The organism is Bradyrhizobium sp. PSBB068 (assembly GCA_016839165.1).
In the GTDB taxonomy this organism is placed as follows: domain Bacteria; phylum Pseudomonadota; class Alphaproteobacteria; order Rhizobiales; family Xanthobacteraceae; genus Bradyrhizobium.
This window is the reverse complement of record CP069300.1, coordinates 7,456,911-7,474,600: the sequence shown is the minus strand read 5'-3', so window position 1 is coordinate 7,474,600 and position 17,690 is coordinate 7,456,911. Positions and strand designations below refer to the sequence as shown.

Here is a 17,690-nt window from a genome sequence, read left to right as displayed (position 1 = left end):
CCGCGCGGGAGAGCGGCTGTCGTCCGGATGGACCAATCTCCGTCGAATTGGCGATTGGCGTTTCAAGTCGGGCAGATGACCTTCGTCTCGATCAATGCGTGCAGGTGGTTGCGCAAATTCGAAGGGACATGGCCACCTGTGATCAGAACTCCTGCTTCCATGTTCTTTTCGAGCGCGTGGCCAGTAAGGTTGGCGCTCGTCAAGAACGCAGCGTTGTCGTCAGCAACGGCCACTTTCGCGTGAACCCGACCATTGGTGAACGGATGCGGGCGATCGGTCCAAACATACAATTTGGCTGAAGGAACGGCGTTTTTCATTGTCGAAACCGGATTGACGAGCAAACTGCCACCTTGAGTCAGTGACGCTTCGACGAGGATGCGAGTGTCGACCCCTCGTTCGATGGCCGCGTTGATCGCGACTATGACTGACGGAACGTCGTAGGCGACGAAGCTCACGATGAAGAGTTCTCGCGTCGCATGCTGAATGAGGTCCAGGAGCACCTGCTCAGTGCGGCGGGTCGCAACGAACGGTGTCGTCGGCCCCGTCCAGACGAGTTCGACGTTAGAATCTCGTTGCACCCGCTGCCGAGTATGGGCCGCGGCCAACAGCATTCCGGCCACGACGTCTCCGGACAACGCAGTATCCTGCCACGCCGTCACGAACGATCCCAAGGCCGCTCGGGCAACCGGCGTACCGACGATTTGCTGTAGGTCTTGTTCCCGAGCCAACGGGGACGCGCCTCGCAGTCGTGACGCGATCGCTTCGATCTTCGATGGTGAAAGTAGGGCCGCCAACTCCGCGACCGCATCCAAGAGCGATCCCATCACGAGGTCCGGAAAAATGCGGCGGTTTGGTTTTCGAGCGTGGGGACCACCAACGCGCGGTCGAGATGCCGATTGCCTCGTTCACAAGACGTTTCCGACACGAAGGAACAAGCATGACAAGCCGCTCCGTGCAGCGATTGATCCTTGCTGGGGTCGTGCTCGGAGCACAGAGGATCGGAAGCGCAGACGTGGGCGCGATCCAGGGCCTGGCGCAGCAGCCGCCCGAGATTTTCAGGTTTACCTAGTTCGACCAATCCTCCGAGAGTTCCATCGGAATCGGCCGCCGCCGTGTAGATGAGGAATCCGGCCTGATTTTTTGCCTCGTCGACTTCTGCGTAGATCCGTTCACGAATACTGGCGGCATTGTATCCGCATTCGAGAGCCAGCTCTCTGATCAGCATGTGTGCCAGGGTGTGCAGCAATACGTAGCGCGCGCCCGGATAGCCTTGTCTCGGATCGAGATTCCGCTTTTGGCGCCACCCACGATGCCCCGTGCGTAAGCGAGCATCGACGTCTTTGACTGCATCCAGGTCGGCCCATGCTTTCAGAGCGTCGGCATCGAAGCGAACGAAGATGCCCTCGCCATGAACCTGTGTCGCCGGCACCCAATCGGGCGCCGAACGGCCCAGCGGAGCACGCGGCGCGGCATCGTCGCCCGATCCCTCATCGGGGGACTCGACGCGCGTGAAGCCGAGCAGAGCATTCACTTCGCGCAATCGTTCCAACAGCAAGACGCGTGTGATAGCCGCTTCGAAGCCCTTCGGAACCCCGACCTTCTTGCTCATGAAATGCGGGTAGTCGGTCGGCGGATCGTCCGCCGTCAGAACCTGCCATTCCGGCTCTCTGAGGTCGCTTTGGCCGACATCCATGCCGCCCGTCCTGTGGGCTTCGATGGCGGACCAAATCTGGTCGCTGGTGAATTGCTCGATGCCAGGGAGCTGCGCCGTCTTCTTCAGCGTTTTGACGACGAAACCGACTTCGCCGGCCGACGAAACGTCCTCGAAGAAGGTCCAGCCGTCCCCGACGAGTTGCGCCAAGGGACTACCCGTCTGGGGGATGGCGAGTACCGACAACGTGACCGGGAACCACCCGTTTGTCGCACCGAGCAGAATCGCCCGAGGTTCTTCGACACAATCTTCGTCAAAACGATCAATGTGAGGATGCCTCCCGCGACACCCGGGCAAATTGTCTCTGCCGGCCTGGCCGAAAGCCTGGGCCATGTTCTTCGATGCGCCGCAGGCGTCGCATTTGACCCAGAGGTTCTCGGTTTGAAGCGACGCACCGCTTTCAAAGAACCGTAGGGTGCCGCGACATTCAGAGGGGCCAGCATGAACGAACCAGTGCCAAGGGAAATCGTCCAGATGTCCGGCACGACAAGCCGTCAGGAAGCGCGCCGGCACGGCGTCGGCGTCACGAGCTCGCTGATCGTTGTTCGAACCCCGGCAGCCCTCATGGACGAAACGGGTCAGTTCCGGACGGTATCTGTTTTCCTTCAGCTTGAATAAGCCGGCATCGAACGGCGAAAGGAGCCCGCATTTCACGCAACGCAACCACCTCGGGAACGGCTTCACTGGAACGCCGATCAGGGCTGCGGGAGAAAACGGGTCGACGACATCACGCTCGCCGATCGGGGGCATACGCAGCGATTCCACTTGAGGCCCGAGAACGCTGCGGACGTTCGCCAGCAGGCGTGCCTCTTGGATGGGCTGGCATCTATCCTTTTCCCAACGGTCGATCCCCATCGTGACGACCGATAAATTGGGCAGATCGACCAGCGCGCCAGGGCCGTAGGTCCACAGGAGCTGGCTCGGCCGGATTTCGCCTACGGGTGTCTTGCTCATGCGTCACTCCCGTCCGTTGGGGTGACTCGGGCTCGCCAGATGGGGTCGCTCGTCGAGCGAGAATCCTCCATCACCAGCCTCACGCCGGGCTCGACCTCACGCATCGACATCGGGACGGTCCAATCCGTCCACGGCTTCACGCCTGGTGCTTCCAAAAGAGGATACGCCGTCGGGCCTGCGCCATACTTCTGATAAACGAGCGTGCGGCCACCGACGCCCGCCTCTTTGGCCCAATCATCTGCTCGTTGCTTCAATTCCTGTTCGGTCAGCGATTTCTTTGCCGAATCCTCGGTGACTTCCCACGTCCGCTCGGCCACGATACCGATCGTCGTTAACATCTCCGGTCGACTCGGGCTGTTCATCGCGCCCGCCCCTGTGTTCGGCGCGAAGGGATCATAGGCGTTTCGCATGATCGACAGCATCGCGCCCGTGAGGCCACGGTCCAATGCCCGCGGCGAGAATGGCGTCACGGATTGAGCTTCGACGTGCTGATAGAAGGTCGCGTGATAGTGCTCGAACGTCTCATAGTGTGAGAGATCGCGCGGACGCGCCCAGGTGAGGACGGTGGCGACCAAGCCCGGCGGCGTGCGGCCGACGCGGCTGGTCGCCTGGATATACTCGGCCGTTCCCTTCGGCTGGCCGTTGACGACCATCACGCCGAGGCGATTCACGTCGACCCCAACCGAAAGCATGTTGGTGGCCAGGACGACGTCGATCGGACGCGGATCGCCCGGAGCCCGGTTCTCGATCCATTTGCCCGCCGCGGGATCGAACGTCCCGTTGAAGGGGATTTCGAGCTGATCGAGATAGCGCGGGATGTCGTGACTAGAGACACGAGATGTCAGTTCGCGAACGTCGTCTACGCGCCGCTGCGACAAGCCCGGCCGATCGACGAGGCTCATGCTGACGCGGAAGGATCGCGTCTGGACGTCGTCTTCGGCGAGGCGCTTCATTCCGCCCAATTCGCGCAGCGAATTGAAATAGCCGACCAGCGTCATGTAAGGGTCGGCGACCGGACCGAAACGATCGAAGAGCGCCTGCGCCGCAGTCAGGAAGGCCGTGTACGTTCGGATCAGCACCGCAGGGCGAGAGCTGCCAGGCGCGCATATGCCCATGTAGCGGCGGCCGGGCTTCTCTTCGATGGGCCGCTGGACTGAGAAGAAGTTATCCTCGACGTCGAGACCGGAGGGCGGGAAGACCGAAATGCGCCGCATGAACACGTTGCGCACTTGATCTTCGGCGCGCCGGACGGTCGCGGTGGATGCCACGACCTTCGGTCGAACCTTCGTATCGCCGAGAGGCCAGGTGCTCAACTCGTCGACGGCGCTTTCATAGAGGCCGACCATGGTGCCGAGGGGACCGCTGATGAGGTGGAACTCGTCCTGGATGATGAGATCGGGGGGCCGCAGAGCGGCTCGCACGGGTTTCACCTTGGCCGGGGGATGAGCGCCGCGGGCGCGATGCCCCGTACCGCAATCGTGCCCCGGCCAGAGCAAGCCGTGGCGCTCGCATTCTTCATCGACCCGACCGAAGAGGGTTCGGACCTCTGGCCGCCAAGCCATCATGGCGAACTTATCGACGGTAGCGATCATCATCGTGGGAGGACGATGGTAGATCTCCTCGTCGACCACCTTTACCGGCAATCCGGGGTGGGCGAGCCCGCTGGAGCCGGCCCGCGAGAATTCGCAGGTGCCGAGCTTGTCCCCGCAATGAATGAGAGTCCGGCCGATAACCCTGTCGACCTCGATGTCGCGCCCAGCGGAGATCTCCGAGCCGCACCATGGGCAGCTCGTCAATTGCGCAGGCGACGCGATGCCGGCACGATTCCGATCACCATTGCGCAACGCTTCGATCGCCTGGTGAGCGTCTTCGGTTCGGCCCGGCGTCACCTTGTTGCCGACCCACAGTCCCAGTGAGAAGGGTTCCTTGCCCCAGGTCTTCTCGTCCGCGCGACGGATCACCTCCATTGCGCACAACAGCGCGGCCGCGCGCTGGAATTGCTGGAGCGTCAGCAGACGCAGCGTGTATCGCATGATCACGGCGAGGCCGCGTGAGGCGTCAAGCCCACCGAGGTCGCTCTTCAACCGACGCATCCCCATGGCGAAGGCGGCCACACCTAGATAGGCTTCGGTCTTGCCGCCACCCGTCGGGAACCACAGCAGGTCGGCGAAGGCCTCGACGGGCTTCGTTCGATCTGGATGCGCCGGGTCGGCCAGCGACGGCACCGACAACAAGAGGAAGGCCAACTGGAAGGGACGCCAAGATCGGTTCCTCGGAATGTCGATCTGCGCGATATCAGTGGTCTCCCCCCGTCTCCGCTTGAGGGCATAGAGGCTCCGCACGCGCTGTAGCGCCATGGACCTGTTGGCGAAGCGAAAGGCCGTCAGCGCCGCATCGTCGGTAAAGAGCGTGTTCATCCCTTCCCGAAGACGGCGCAGGGTTTCTTCGCATCGGACGATCACGTCCCGGCCCGGATCGTCGAAACCCGTGATCTCGCTCTTCAGGCGCGCACGTTGCTCCTCGATCCATACGGCGTAGTCGTCGACCAGGCACGACAGCGCATCGCGCAGCGCCTGCGGTTCCAATTCAGCAAGGCGGTTCATGTCGAGCCAACCTTCATCGACCATCCGGCGCATCGCCGGGCGATCGCCGAAGTCGAGGCCCGGCGTCTCCGTCACGGCGATTTCGTAGCGCGGAATGATCTCCGTGCGGACCCGCCAAGCCTTCCCGGAATCTTCCGGCATCGCGTCGGAGTGGACCGACACGCCGTGGCCGACGGCGAACTCCAACCGATTGCGATAGATCAGCGCCAAGCGATCGCGTTCCGGATCGTCGACAACGATTTCGTTGGATGGGCGTCGCCTGAAGATCGCCTTCCCCGCAGCGGGTTCCGGCGCGGTCACGGAGATCTCCGGCTGGAACAGCCAGGCGCGGTCCTTGTTGTCGTCGGGCTCGAGTTGACCGTTCACGAGGAACAGGGTGACGAGGCGCTCCCCCTGGTCGTTCGTCCGGACGGAGCCTTGCAGCCTGACGTCGGGCTGGTCCCGGTCGGGCGTCGAGGGCCTTATCGGCCCGTCGTTCAGAAGCAAGGGCGCGACACCACCGCACGGGATGCGCCGCCACACCTTGACCTTGGTCTCCTCCTCCTTGCCGGTCGCCCGGTTCTTCCGGGTTTTGACGACTTCGTGCTCGTCGCTCGGGACACGCTCGTAGCGTCCCCAGCGAACATCGACGGCGAGCGACTCCTCGCCCGGCGCGACGCAGAAGGTGAACCCCATGCTGGACGGCACGAGGGATTGATTGTTCGTCGTGTCGATCTCGTCGAGAGCATCGTCCTCTGGCTCCACGCGGCCGGAAGCACTCGCGAATTCGGCGCCGGGCTCGTGGATGGGCGCCGCTCGCTCATCCTCAATGTCGCCGACCTCGTCTGCGGCTGCCGCTGGCTCGACTGGAGTCGTCTCGCCGTCACCTGGCCGACGTGGCGCGAGCTTCCCTACCAGATAGCGGTCGCGGACGCTCATGTCCTTGATCAGCTCGTGCGGGCCACCGGCGGGACCGAGTAGATCGTCACGAACGGCTACTTCGAGCAGATCGCGCACATAGACGACGTTCTGGATGAGCGGCACGGCTTCGATGTCGGAAATACCGACCGACTGCGCCGCGCGCAGGAAATCATCCCAAGAGAGACGACCGATCGGCCCTGCCGGGATGGTGAGACCCAACCCGCTCAAGAGTGCGGGTGAAGCGACGGTATGGAGCTTGTCGAAATAGAACGAGGTTTCGGTCTCGGTCGATCGAACACGAAGGAGCCGTCCAACCCGAGTGATGGACTGAGCGGGATCGAAGAGAAGCAGCCAGTCACCGGCCGCGATGCTCAAAAACAGATTCGGTCCTCCCACACACGAGAAGACGAAATCGTGCTGTCCCGCACTAACCGTCGTGTCGACGGCCATCCACGCGGCATGGGCCGGGACCTGTTCTGTCGCGCCGTTCTCCGGCGGGCTGGATTCGCTCATATCTGGTTCACCAGTTTCTCAAGGCGATCCAGCTCTTTGCTGGCCTTGAGATATTGCTCGTAGGCCTCCTGAGCGCCCCGGATGAGTGTGTCGTAGTGGGCGATGCGGCTTCCGGGGGAAATAGCCGCCATGGACGATTTGAGGCGATCCGGGTTCGCCTTCTCTTCCTCGATCGACTTGCCGAGAACGAACACGACTTCGATGTTCGGTGACGAATCCCCTTGCTGTAACAAGATCTTTCGCAGCGTATCGACGTAGCGCTGGCCTTGCTCCTGCAATTCGAGGAGCTTCATCACCCGACCGGCCTTCTTGAGTTCGACGATGATGTGCTTTCCGGCGTAGGTACGATAGGCGATGTCGACCCGGCCGAGCTTCTCTTTCTCGTTGAAGTCCTCGACGATAACGCCCTCCGTGACGAGGCGCTTTTCCATGAGTTCACTGCCGGAGGCACGCTCCCACGCCGGATCGAGCAACCAGAGATGGTCGAAGAGATATTTCTGGAGGACCTTCTCCTTGGCGTCCTCATCGACGATCTTCTGAAACTCCTGGATTGCTCCGAGCCTGGACCGCACGATGTCTCGATACAGCGAAGCCTCGAGGGAATCGCGGTCTGCGAGCAGCGTGAGCAGCTTGTCCACGCTGGCGATGCTCGCGATGAACTCGTCGGTCGATCCGCGCAACTTCATGCGCTCGAACGCCAGGATACCGTGCCGATAGAGGACTTTGCGATCGTCTTCATCGTCGATCGGTAGGGCGCTGAGCTTCGCGATCAGCTCCTCGGCGCTCTTGCGGAAGCCTTCTGGCAGTCCATCGAGCCATTCGGCGAGGGCGGGCGAGGTTTCCTTCGCCTTCTCGATTTCGTGCTTCCGCCGCCATTCGTTCCAGCGGCTCTCGACCTGAGTGAGCCGCGAGCGCAGGAACGCGAGTAGTTGCTGGTATCGTTCGTCGTCCTCCTGCACGCGCTGACGGTCGCTGGTAGCGATATCGGGCTTGTCGTCGATGTCCAGGAAATCGGCCTCGATCTGTCCCGTGAGGTATTTGGTGTAGATCCTGGCGTCGTTCAGCTTGTCGAGGATGTTCTCATGGAACAGCCGCCCGCGAGCGAACACGACGATGCCGTTCATGTTACCGGCTTCGGTGCTTTCCAGGTCTTTCGGCTTTCTGGCCGTGCCGATCCAGCCCTTCACGCGCCATGTCGCATCCCAGCCATCGAAGCGATCGGAGAGAGCCTCCTTCTCTTTGAGCTGAGAGGATGCCGTCAGGTCGGGCTTTTCGGTGCCGAACGTCCAGAGAAACTGGACCGTGGCGAGATCGCCGCGATCGGCGGCGGTGATCGGTTGGCCGTCGATCTCGACCTTGAAGCCATGAACGTCCCCCACGACCGAGAACCGCCTCGCCAGGCGCTTGCGGAGGGCCGTAGCTCCCGGCCCGAGACGCTGCCGCTTGACGTCCTTGAGGATGATCTTCGTCCCCTTCATGACGGTGACCTCTCCAGCCGCCAGCGGTTCCGGGCTGTAGAAGGGCTTCTGATCGCGGACGGAATCGTGGATGCCCGAGACCGTCATCCGCAGGCCATGCGCTCCGCCGTCCTTCGCCGAATGCACCTCGATGGTGTCGGCGATCGAGAAGAGCGAGAGCTTACCCAACCCCTTCCTGCCCATGACCGGCCGCCCCTTGGGCGTCACGCGGCCGCTGACCTCCTCTCGGCGCCGGTAGCCGACGCGCAGGTACTTGTCGTTCATGTCGGCGACTGACATGCCCATGCCATCATCGGCGATCTCGATCCACTTGCCGTCAGGGTCGATCCGGATGTCCACCTTCTCGGCATCCGCATCCCAGGCGTTCGCGACGGCTTCGGTCAGGACGGCAGCGATGTTGCTATAGAGGTTGATCCCGAGGTGATCGAGCACATTGAGATCGACCGTCATCTTGTAGGTGTCAGTCATCGACGGTCTCCGTATCGGCGGCGTCAGCGTTGAAGAGATCGCCATCGTCTTGGTCAGTTCGCTTCTTGCTGGGTGCTTGCTTCTTGGCTGCCTTGTGCAGGCCCGCTTCGACTTCCTTTTGGTAGCGCTGACGATTCAGGTCGGACAAACGCCTCAACAATTCGAGACGCGCCGACTCGGAGATCGTGAAGCGGGTTCGGTCGTTCTCTGGCAGAGAAGCTACTTCATGGAAGTCATGACCCAATTCAATATCTGTCCATCCGTAACTGCGGCAGACCGCAATATCCATTTTCTCGTGTAAATAACGAAGTGTGACAATGTCCTGGATAGTGGATTTTGTGCTGTGAAATAAATTGTAAAGCTGTGTCAGGCCGATTGATCGTTCTGTGCTAATTTTTATCCGAAGTTCGGAGTACGACTTTCCAATCTTGGATAACTCATTATCCCTGTGAGATGGTAAAGGCATTTTCTCAAAGCAATCTGATGGTGTGTACCGCATCCGTGTTTCTTGGGTGGACCCCTGCTTTCTGGTCCACGCTTCGTGAACATTAGATTGCAAGAGACAAAAATCGTCGTATCCGTTAAGTGCGAAGATGATTACGTCGAGTGTAAATATTTGATTGTTTGGGATGAAGGCAACATTCAAAAATTTAGAAACTCGTGTGATTCCCAAAACGCAATCGAATCTAATTGTGTCCGGTTGCCAACCGTCAGGATGAGATAAAAATTGATCTCCGCGGCCTATGGCGTGGTACAATGCGGGTCGTTTTTCAGCGTACTGCCACCATCTCTGCGGGAGCGGTTTGCGTAAGACGTAAGTTCCGTCTTTCTTTGTACGCTGCCGTTCCGGCCGGACGTTGTTCTTTACCCACTCGTAGGGCTCTTCATAGCTCTTGGCCAATTCTTCGGGCCAATCCCAGAAATTTATAACGTAGCGGCTCGCGCTTTGTGTGGGGCTTGAATTTAGATCTTTCCCATTCAAATAGGGAAAAATGACTTCTGCATTTCGCTGATTTGCATTGATCATATTCTTGGCTTCGGATTCGCTTAATGTGAATCCAAGACCCAGTATGTATGAGGCTATGAACGAAATACCCGCATTTTCGTCCAGCTCCTGCGGCGACCACTCTTCTCGATCAGACAAGAAGGGAGAGATCAAACTTACCGGCACGCCCGCAAGCATTCGAATGCCATGCCATGGTCCTTTGCAGATATGCACACGGCTGGTAACTACGGCAGCCACTCCGGGCCAAGGCTCGTTTGGGTAAGCGGCGCGGATGATCGCGCCAGTCTGCAACATAGCTTCCAAGCCGACTTGCCGAGTGTCTCCCTCTGCAATCGTGTTGACAGCAAGAAGTCCGAAATTACCGCCTTCCCGTAGAAGTGAGTAAGCACGCAGGAAAAAGTAGGCCACGAGATCAGCGGACCCACGCCGACCTTCGGCAATGTGTTCGACCAACCAATTTCGGTAGATGACGCCAGCGACGCCGGTGATCCGCTGTCCACCCAGGAATGGCGGATTGCCGACAAAGGCGTCGAACCCACCATTGTCCCGCAAGAAGACCTCCGGGAATTCGAGCGGCCAATGAAGTGGCCGGCGGGTAACGCCGTCAGAGGTATCGCTTGCGAGGTCGGCCCAACTTTGCCGCAGCAAGCGAGTCCGCGCATCCGCATCGCCGCCCGAGGCCTCGTCAGCCACGGTCGCCAGCGCCGTAATTCTCACGGCTCGGTCATCGGCGAGGACAATGCCGACGAGAGCATCGGCGATCAGTTCCGGCAGGGCGAGTTCATTGCGTGATTGAGCGTCGAGCGCGGCCATCGCCTCGACATCGCCGATGTCTCGGATGGGGATCGAGCGAAGCTGGCTGCGGAGCGCGAGCGCCTTGTCGACGGCCGACCTGATGGTCCGGCCGAAAAGGCGAAGCTGCGCCTTGCCTGTCGGCTTCATGTCCAGCTCGATGAGCTGGCTGAGATCGTGAATGCCGAGCAGGCTGTCGCCGCTCCGCAGGTTGTGATCGAGGAAGCCGAAAGGCCGCCCCTTGGCGAGCGTGGTCAGCCAGAGCGACAGCTTGGCGAGTTCGACCGCGAGCGGGTTCTTGTCGACGCCGTAGAGGCAACGCTCGGCGATCAGGCGACGCGCCAAGATGGCACGTTCCTCGGTGTCGCGCGACAATGGTTCGAACCCGGTCGTGTCATCGGCGGTGCGGATGCGGCCTTCGTCGTCGATCCGGCCGCCCGCCGATTCCATGTTGGACCAGGCTTCGACCAGCCGGTCGGCGAGCCAGCGGCAAGCCTGCACGAGGAACGCACCCGATCCCATCGCGGGATCGCAGACCTTGAGGTCGAGGAGTTCGTCGGCGCTCTTGAGCTTCCAATCCTCGCGCGCTGCGCCCTCGGCCGGGCCGCGATAGACGATTGGGGTCAGGGTCTCCTCGACGATCTTTTCGGTCAGGCTCTTGGGCGTGTAGTGCGTCCCGCTCTCGCGCCGGTCGGCGCCGAGGACGACGACGAAAGCGCCGGCGTGATGCACCAGAGGGTATCCCCACGGGTCCGTCCGCAGGAGTTCGGCATAAGGCAGGATGCGGTCACGCAGCGCCACGTCGCCACGGCAGATGGTGAGCAACCGCGCCGCCACGCGCTCGTCCGGCTCGCGGCCGATGGTGTTGCGAATGGCGGGCTCAGAGCGCTCGCTCCGCTCCTTCAAGAGTTCGACGATTCTGGCGGCGCCGTCGAGGCGAGCGGACTCGATCTCGCCCAGTGCGACACGCGCATTCTTGGCCTTGGCCGCCCCTTCGAGTTCCAGAGTCACGTCATCGACGCGCTGGACCGTGCGTTCGAGGAGACCTTCATAGACATGGCCGATCTGTTCCACGTCGAGCGCGCGGTAGGAAAGCGTGCGCCCCTCGAAGGTCTGGATCGCCTCCAGCAGGAGCAGAACCGTCCGGTCGTCGATCGGCAGGGGCTCGGCGGGATCGCTCCGCCAGTTCGTGCCCTTCTTGCGGCCTTCGAGGAAGGGGTAGCGATCCGGGTCGAAGAGCGAACCGCCCATCGCCGGCAGCCGCAGCAGCGGATGGTCGATGCCGCCATAGACGCCACGGAACAACGCGAGCAGCCGTGACCATGCCGAGCGGCGGCGTTCGAGTATTTCCTCGGTGTCGGCGCGCAACTGCATACGCAGGCTGGAGAGCGCATAGAAGGCATCGTAGCGGGGATCGCCGAGCAAGAGCAGGCCGCGCTCTTCCGCCGCCAGAAGGAAAACGAGCCGCATCATGACCGTGAGGCCAGCTTCGTAGAGTTCCTTCGGATCGACGTCGTGCAACAGATCCCGATTGCGGTCTTGGTCGGCGCGGTCGAGGGACTGGACCAGCACTTCCACCGCGCGACGGACCTGTTCGCCAAGTGCGTCGGTCACGTCGTCTTGATGCTTCAGCGACCGCTCGAACAGCGCCGGAAGCCTTTCGGCTTCGGGGCCGAAGAACCGACGAACTCCGAGCAGGCTGACGAAGGCGCGGAGTGTTTCGGGCTCCTGGCCCCAGAGGCGGGCATACCAACTGGCGAAGCTCGCCACAGCGCCGGTCGGCGCATGAACGAGCATCCAGCGCTCGCCGTTGGTCACGAGGCCGACCGGGCAACCGACGGCGCGAAGCAGCACCACCATGCGGTCGCCCGGTGTCGTGGCCAGCCCGTCGTAATTCCGGGTGGCGTCGAGATCGGTGTCGGGATCGTAGAGCTGGACGGGCAAGAGCGGGGCGTCGCCCTGGGTCGGATTGACGATCGCCAGGTCGGGCGCGATCGTGACCCCGTGCTCGGGCAACGACACCTTTAGCCGCTCCGGCAAAGTCGCCGCCCGGCGCAAAACCTGATCGTCCACCTCCAGGGCGCTCTGGAGAACCTCGTCGATCCATGCCGCATGGATCGCCGGCAGGTCAGCATCGTCCGCATCGACGGTATCACGCCATTCGTCATAGGTGGCACGCAGACGTTGCGGGCGGCCGGAGGTCAGGGCTTCCAATCCTTGGGGAAGCACCTCCCGCAGAACCGGCACCGCGAGGAACGGTCCCGACACCTCGATGAGGTTGAGCCAGTCGTGGTTGGTGCTCATCGAGGCTGCCCCTTCGTCAAGGACTCGGGCACAAGCAGGATGACCGCGACGGGGAAGGTGTGATCCCGGACATTGGAATATCGGTTCTCGATGGCGCGCACCTCCTGCTCTCGCTCCAGCGGAATGCGGGCGAGGCGTGCTTCCAGGGCGGCATGATCGCGTCGTAGCTGGGTGCGCTCATCTTCGGAGAAGAGCGAGAGCTGTTGCGGCTCGCGGTCGGCGACGAGTTCGGTCCGCAGGGCCTTGTCGAGATCGTCGAGGACCTGTCGGATGTCGTCGCTCTCTCGTTCCTTACGGGCGTCGATCGAATTGGACAGGAAGCGCAGGCGGTCCTTGGAGCGCGCGTCGACCGCGGCCAGTACGGAATCGCGCTGCTTATCGAAGCGGGTGCGCAGCGCCGCGAAGGTCGTGTCCGGCAGCACCGCTGGTTTGGAGTCCTGTAGCCACCGACGCAATTCTGAGACGCGTTCCTCGCGGCGGAATCCCGCGTCGCGCAGATAGCCGCCGGCCTCAGTGAGTTCCTCGTGCAGGCGATGGTGGCTTCCGCCAGTGATGACCAAGCGGGAAACGACGACGATGGTCGGAGCTTCCAAGCGACCGTCGGGAAGCGACCGGGCGGTGACGCGATGGATCTTCTTTACGTCGTCGCGTGCCCAGATCTCGGCGCGGAGCAGGCGCAGACTCATCTGAACGAGGCGGTGATTGAGATGCACCAGAACGACGTCGTCACGCCCCTTCGCCACGTCGTGATCGAAGGTGATCGGTCGAACCTTCTTCGTATAGGGATGCTCGAGACCTTCGAGGCATCGCGACCATGAACCCGACAGCGCCGGCATCCTGAAGGCGGATCCATCGAGGGCCCCCGGCAGGGAAACGGGCTCCAGGTCCGGTTTGTCCGATAAGCGCAGAGCCGTCCTCACCGACCTTTCGACATGGTCGGGCGCGAGATTTTGCTCTCGTTTGGTCTCGGCGAGACGTTCATGCAGTTTCGCGATGCGTTCCCGGAGATCGCGCTCCGCTCTGACGAAGCGGCGAGACTTTTCCATGCGGGCTTCGGCGAGCCGGGTATCCAGGTCGCGCCGGCGCCCCTCGATCAGGTCCGGCAACTGAGGGGCGATGACCGGATTGACGCTGCCCATGTCGGCCCGCATGGCATCGAGCTTGCGCAGGGCACGCAGAATGTCCTCGCCGTGGTCTCCCTCGTCGTCGACCGGGTGCCAAATGACCACCTCGCTGGAGCGCTGACCGTGCCGGTCGATGCGGCCGTTCCGCTGCTCCATCACGTTGGGATTGTATGGGATCTCCAAGTGGATCATGAGATGGCAGTGGTTTTGGAGGTCGATGCCTTCCGAGGCGGCATCGGTCGCCAGGAGGATTCTGACCGGCGATTCTTTGGGGCTGGCCTGGAACGCGGCCTTTACAGTTTCGCGTTCGTCGTGATCCATCCCGCCATAGATCAACGCCAGGCGCTCGCCACCGAACCCGTGACCAGCGAGGATCTGGTGCATCCACTGCTGCGTCGTTCGGTATTCGGTGAAAAGTATGACCCGCTCGTCCGTCCACTGGCCATCGACTTGGAGGTGCTTGGCGAGCCATTCCAGTATGGCGCGAGCCTTGGAGTCCTCTTTACGTGAGGCTTGCTGGGCCCAGGATCGCAAGCGCTGGAGCATCAGCCTTTCTTGTTCGTCGGGCGGGCGGACGTGCTTGCTGGCTTCGCCGATCGCCTCGTCTTCCGCCATCTCGCGCTGGGCATCGTCGGCGTAGTCTTCCTCCGCCTTCGAGATGGCCCGGCGGAGGAGACGCTCATCCAACTTTCGTTGGCCGCGATCGGCCGCGACGCGTCCCTCGATTGTCGCGACGTGCCGCTCCAGCGTGGTCGCGAACGCCGCGGGTGACGACGACAGGCGCTTGCGCAGCAATTGATGGACGAAGCGATCGACGGCTCGTGCGCCCCTTTCCCCCCGCTCCCGGCTGGATATGTAGTCCCCGAGCAGATGACGGATGTCTCGCTCGTCTGCGGCATAGTTGACGCCGAGGGCTTCGAGGCGCCGTACCGGATAGAGTCGATTGCCGTTCGCGTCGACGAGGTCGCTCTTCAGCCGCCGCACCATGACCCGGGCGCGCTGGGGCTCGCTCGGCAGGACGTTTCTGGCGAACCGTTGATCGTCGAGGAGTTCGAGTAGAGCGGTGAACGATTCGGTATAGCCGTCGTGCGGCGTGGCGGTCAGGAACAGCTTGTGCTGGAAATGCGGTGCGAGAAGGCGGACCAGCCGCGTCCGAAAGCTCTCGACCGCATAGTGCCCGACCGTCGGCGCGACGTTGTGGGCCTCGTCGATCACCAAGAGATCGAATTTGCGGGGATGTGTGACCGAGGGCGGCAAGGCATCACGAAACAGGCGCAGGCCTTCACCCTGCTTCGCCCAATCCATCGAGGTGATCAGGAGAGGGAACGACGTCCACGGGTTGGCGTGCAGCCCTCGCTCGCGTCGCAGATGTTTGACGAACTCGGTATCCACGATCCGAAAATCGAGGCCGAATTTTTCCTGCATCTCCGTGCGCCACTTTTCTTGCAGCGACGCTGGGCACAACACCAGCACGGTACGCGCGCGGTGACGGAGGAGCATCTCCTGGACAACGAGACCGGATTCGATCGTCTTGCCGAGGCCGACGTCGTCGGCGATGAGCAGGCTGGTACGAGCCATGTCGATCGCTCGCACCAGCGGGTCGAGCTGGAAATCCTCGATACTGACGCCACTACGAAAGGGGGCTTGCAGGTACGCCCTGTCTGCGTTGGTAGCCGCTCCCCATTGGACGGCGTCGAGAAACGCTTGCAGGGTGTCGGGATCGTCCAAACCCGTTATTCGCGGCAGGCCGGCGCGCTCAATGACATGGGCGCCGGGTTCCAATTCCCACAAAACCTCGATTTCCTCGCCGAGGGCATCCTCGTCGATCGAAGCCAATCGAATGAGGTGGCGCTTGGGCAGACCAGGGGCGACCGAGCCGTCGTCCACCTCTGAAACGATCCATTGACGCCGGCGAGCTTCCACCAACTGGCCGGGCTCGGGGATGGTGTGATGCGCTATCTGTGCGGCCGTGCTGCCAGCCCCCCTGACAATCACTGCACTCTCCCCCCAGCACGAATGATGTCTTCGATGCGTTCGGCCGCGTCATCGGCGCTTTCGTGGGACCAAACACGGACGACCCGCCAACCCGAAGCTCGGAGGCGTCGATCGGTGTCCGCGTCTCGGGCGCGGTTGGTTTCGATCTTGTCGCGCCAGAATTGCGCGTTGCTCTTCGGCCAGGAGGCGTGTTCAGGGCAACCGTGCCAGAAGCAACCATCGACGAAGATGGCGACCCGGGCACTCGAGAAAACGATGTCTGCGACTCGACGCGGCTTCGTCAGCAGCGGGACGTGCAAGCGATAGCGCAGCCCTCTGGCGTGCAGAGCTTTGCGTAAGAAGAGTTCGGCGTCGGTGCCCTTCTGCCGCACTCGAGCCATTCGGAGGCTCGCTTCATGCGACGAGGGGCTTACGCGCGACATCCGCGATGCCTCCCTGCTTCTGCCCCTCCCGATCGGCCTCAATGCCGAGGTGAGCCGAAATGCTCTGCCCGATCGCCTCGCCGAGGACGACTGGCACAGCATTGCCGATCATTCGGCCGAGAACCTTGAAATGGGTGGGGCCACCCTCCGGCACGAAGGCATAGTCCTTAGGGAACCCCTGCAGGATGGCGCCCTCTCGCAAGGAGATACCTCGATCCTGTTCAGGATGACCGAAGCGACCGTTGCCGAAGCCGTAGAACTGCGTCGTGATCGTCGGAGCCGGGTCGCTCCACGTCATGCGCCCGTAGACGCCGGGATAGGTGCGGCCGGTTTCCTTGCGATGGCAGTCTGCGACCAGCCGTTTGGGCCAGTCACGCCACGTTCCGCCAGGGCGGGACGCACGGATGCGCTCCAGGTTCAGATCCGAAAGCCTGGACGACATATGGAAGGCGTCGCTTTTGTGAGCGCTTCCGGCTTCGATGACGGGTAGTTTTCCGATCGCATCTTTGACGGTCCGCGGCTTCTCGTGCGTCGGCGCGATCAGTTCAATCGGGCCGATCGCGCTCGCCAAAATGACCATCCGCCGCCTGGTCTGCGGCAAGCCATATTGAGTGCAATCGACGACACCCTGCCAGACGCTGTAGCCTAGCCTACGCAGAGTGGCGACGAAGTCGTCGAACACTGCGTGCCTTTCGACCAGAGGCACGTTTTCCATGGTCACGACGTCCGGACGGACCGATTTTATGAGGCGCGCGAACTGGTACAGCAGGGGCCAGCGCGGACTCGTCAACGTGTCGTAGCGTTGGGAATAGGTCGAGAATGGCTGACAGGGCGCGCAACCGGCCAAAATCCGGATCTCGGCATCACCATAGAGCTTCTTAAGGTCCGCCGGTTTTACGTTCTTGATGTCCTTGGCGATGAAGCGCGCGCTGTTGTTGGTTTCGAACGGGTAGCGGCAAGCCGCGTCGACATCGATGCCCGCGACGACCGGGATGCCGGCTTGGATCAGGCCATGCGTCAGACCGCCCGCGCCACAAAACAGGTCGATGCACGCCACTCTACTCATTGCTTCCCCTTCGTGGCGCGCTTTTCCCGACCGTTTGCATCACTCACCGCATGTTCATCGCCCTCGTCGGATGCTTTACCGGCCCTCACCCATGAATCGACCTCGTCCGACTTGAACTTCCAAAGCCTTCCGACCTTGTGGGCCGGCATGTCCCTCTTGGTTATCCAGCCGTAGATCGTGTCTTTGCTCACTCCCAGATAGCCGGCGATCTCCTCGACGGACATCCAGCGATCGGACATGAATCGCCCTTTCTTCCGCCGACGCAGACGGCAGAATTATTCCACCGAAACTGGGCTGAGTAAAGCGGGTTTGGTCTGATTTAGGCTGATCTAATAGGAGAATCGCCGATTTCGC

At 61.9% G+C, this 17,690-nt stretch carries 9 protein-coding genes; all 9 read right to left on the bottom strand.

Features of this window, described 5'->3' with window-relative positions:
• Window positions 1-62: 62 nt before the first annotated feature.
• From JQ507_34650 to JQ507_34610, 9 genes are read right to left on the bottom strand one after another with little or no spacing between them, the layout of a single operon-like run.
• Window positions 63-824 carry a hypothetical protein gene (locus JQ507_34650; protein QRI69911.1) on the bottom strand — a complete coding sequence of 254 codons (762 nt, stop codon included), beginning with the start codon at window positions 822-824 and terminating at the stop codon, window positions 63-65.
• Window positions 824-2,665: a DUF1998 domain-containing protein gene (locus JQ507_34645; GenBank protein QRI69910.1), complete on the bottom strand. Its 1,842-nt coding sequence runs from the start codon at window positions 2,663-2,665 to the stop codon at window positions 824-826. Before JQ507_34645 ends, JQ507_34650 begins: the two co-directional genes overlap by 1 nt.
• The gene (locus tag JQ507_34640; GenBank protein QRI73641.1) at window positions 2,662-6,618 is read right to left on the bottom strand and encodes a helicase; all 3,957 of its coding nucleotides are present in this window, start codon (window positions 6,616-6,618) and stop codon (window positions 2,662-2,664) included. Before JQ507_34640 ends, JQ507_34645 begins: the two co-directional genes overlap by 4 nt.
• A gap of 59 nt (window positions 6,619-6,677) precedes the next feature.
• On the bottom strand, window positions 6,678-8,627 hold the full coding sequence (locus JQ507_34635; GenBank protein ID QRI69909.1) for an ATP-binding protein: 1,950 nt from the start codon (window positions 8,625-8,627) through the stop codon (window positions 6,678-6,680).
• Complete coding sequence (locus JQ507_34630; GenBank protein ID QRI69908.1) at window positions 8,620-12,729, bottom strand: hypothetical protein; 4,110 nt, start codon at window positions 12,727-12,729, stop codon at window positions 8,620-8,622. The genes JQ507_34635 and JQ507_34630 overlap by 8 nt, the downstream gene beginning before the upstream one ends.
• Window positions 12,726-15,845, bottom strand: coding sequence for a DEAD/DEAH box helicase (locus tag JQ507_34625; GenBank protein ID QRI73640.1), 3,120 nt, complete (start codon window positions 15,843-15,845; stop codon window positions 12,726-12,728). The genes JQ507_34630 and JQ507_34625 overlap by 4 nt, the downstream gene beginning before the upstream one ends.
• Window positions 15,845-16,270: a very short patch repair endonuclease gene (locus JQ507_34620; protein ID QRI69907.1), complete on the bottom strand. Its 426-nt coding sequence runs from the start codon at window positions 16,268-16,270 to the stop codon at window positions 15,845-15,847. The genes JQ507_34625 and JQ507_34620 overlap by 1 nt, the downstream gene beginning before the upstream one ends.
• Window positions 16,242-17,336, bottom strand: a complete 1,095-nt coding sequence (locus tag JQ507_34615) for a DNA cytosine methyltransferase (GenBank protein ID QRI69906.1) — start codon at window positions 17,334-17,336, stop codon at window positions 16,242-16,244. Before JQ507_34615 ends, JQ507_34620 begins: the two co-directional genes overlap by 29 nt.
• Complete coding sequence (locus JQ507_34610; protein QRI69905.1) at window positions 17,333-17,575, bottom strand: helix-turn-helix domain-containing protein; 243 nt, start codon at window positions 17,573-17,575, stop codon at window positions 17,333-17,335. The genes JQ507_34615 and JQ507_34610 overlap by 4 nt, the downstream gene beginning before the upstream one ends.
• Window positions 17,576-17,690: the final 115 nt, after the last annotated feature.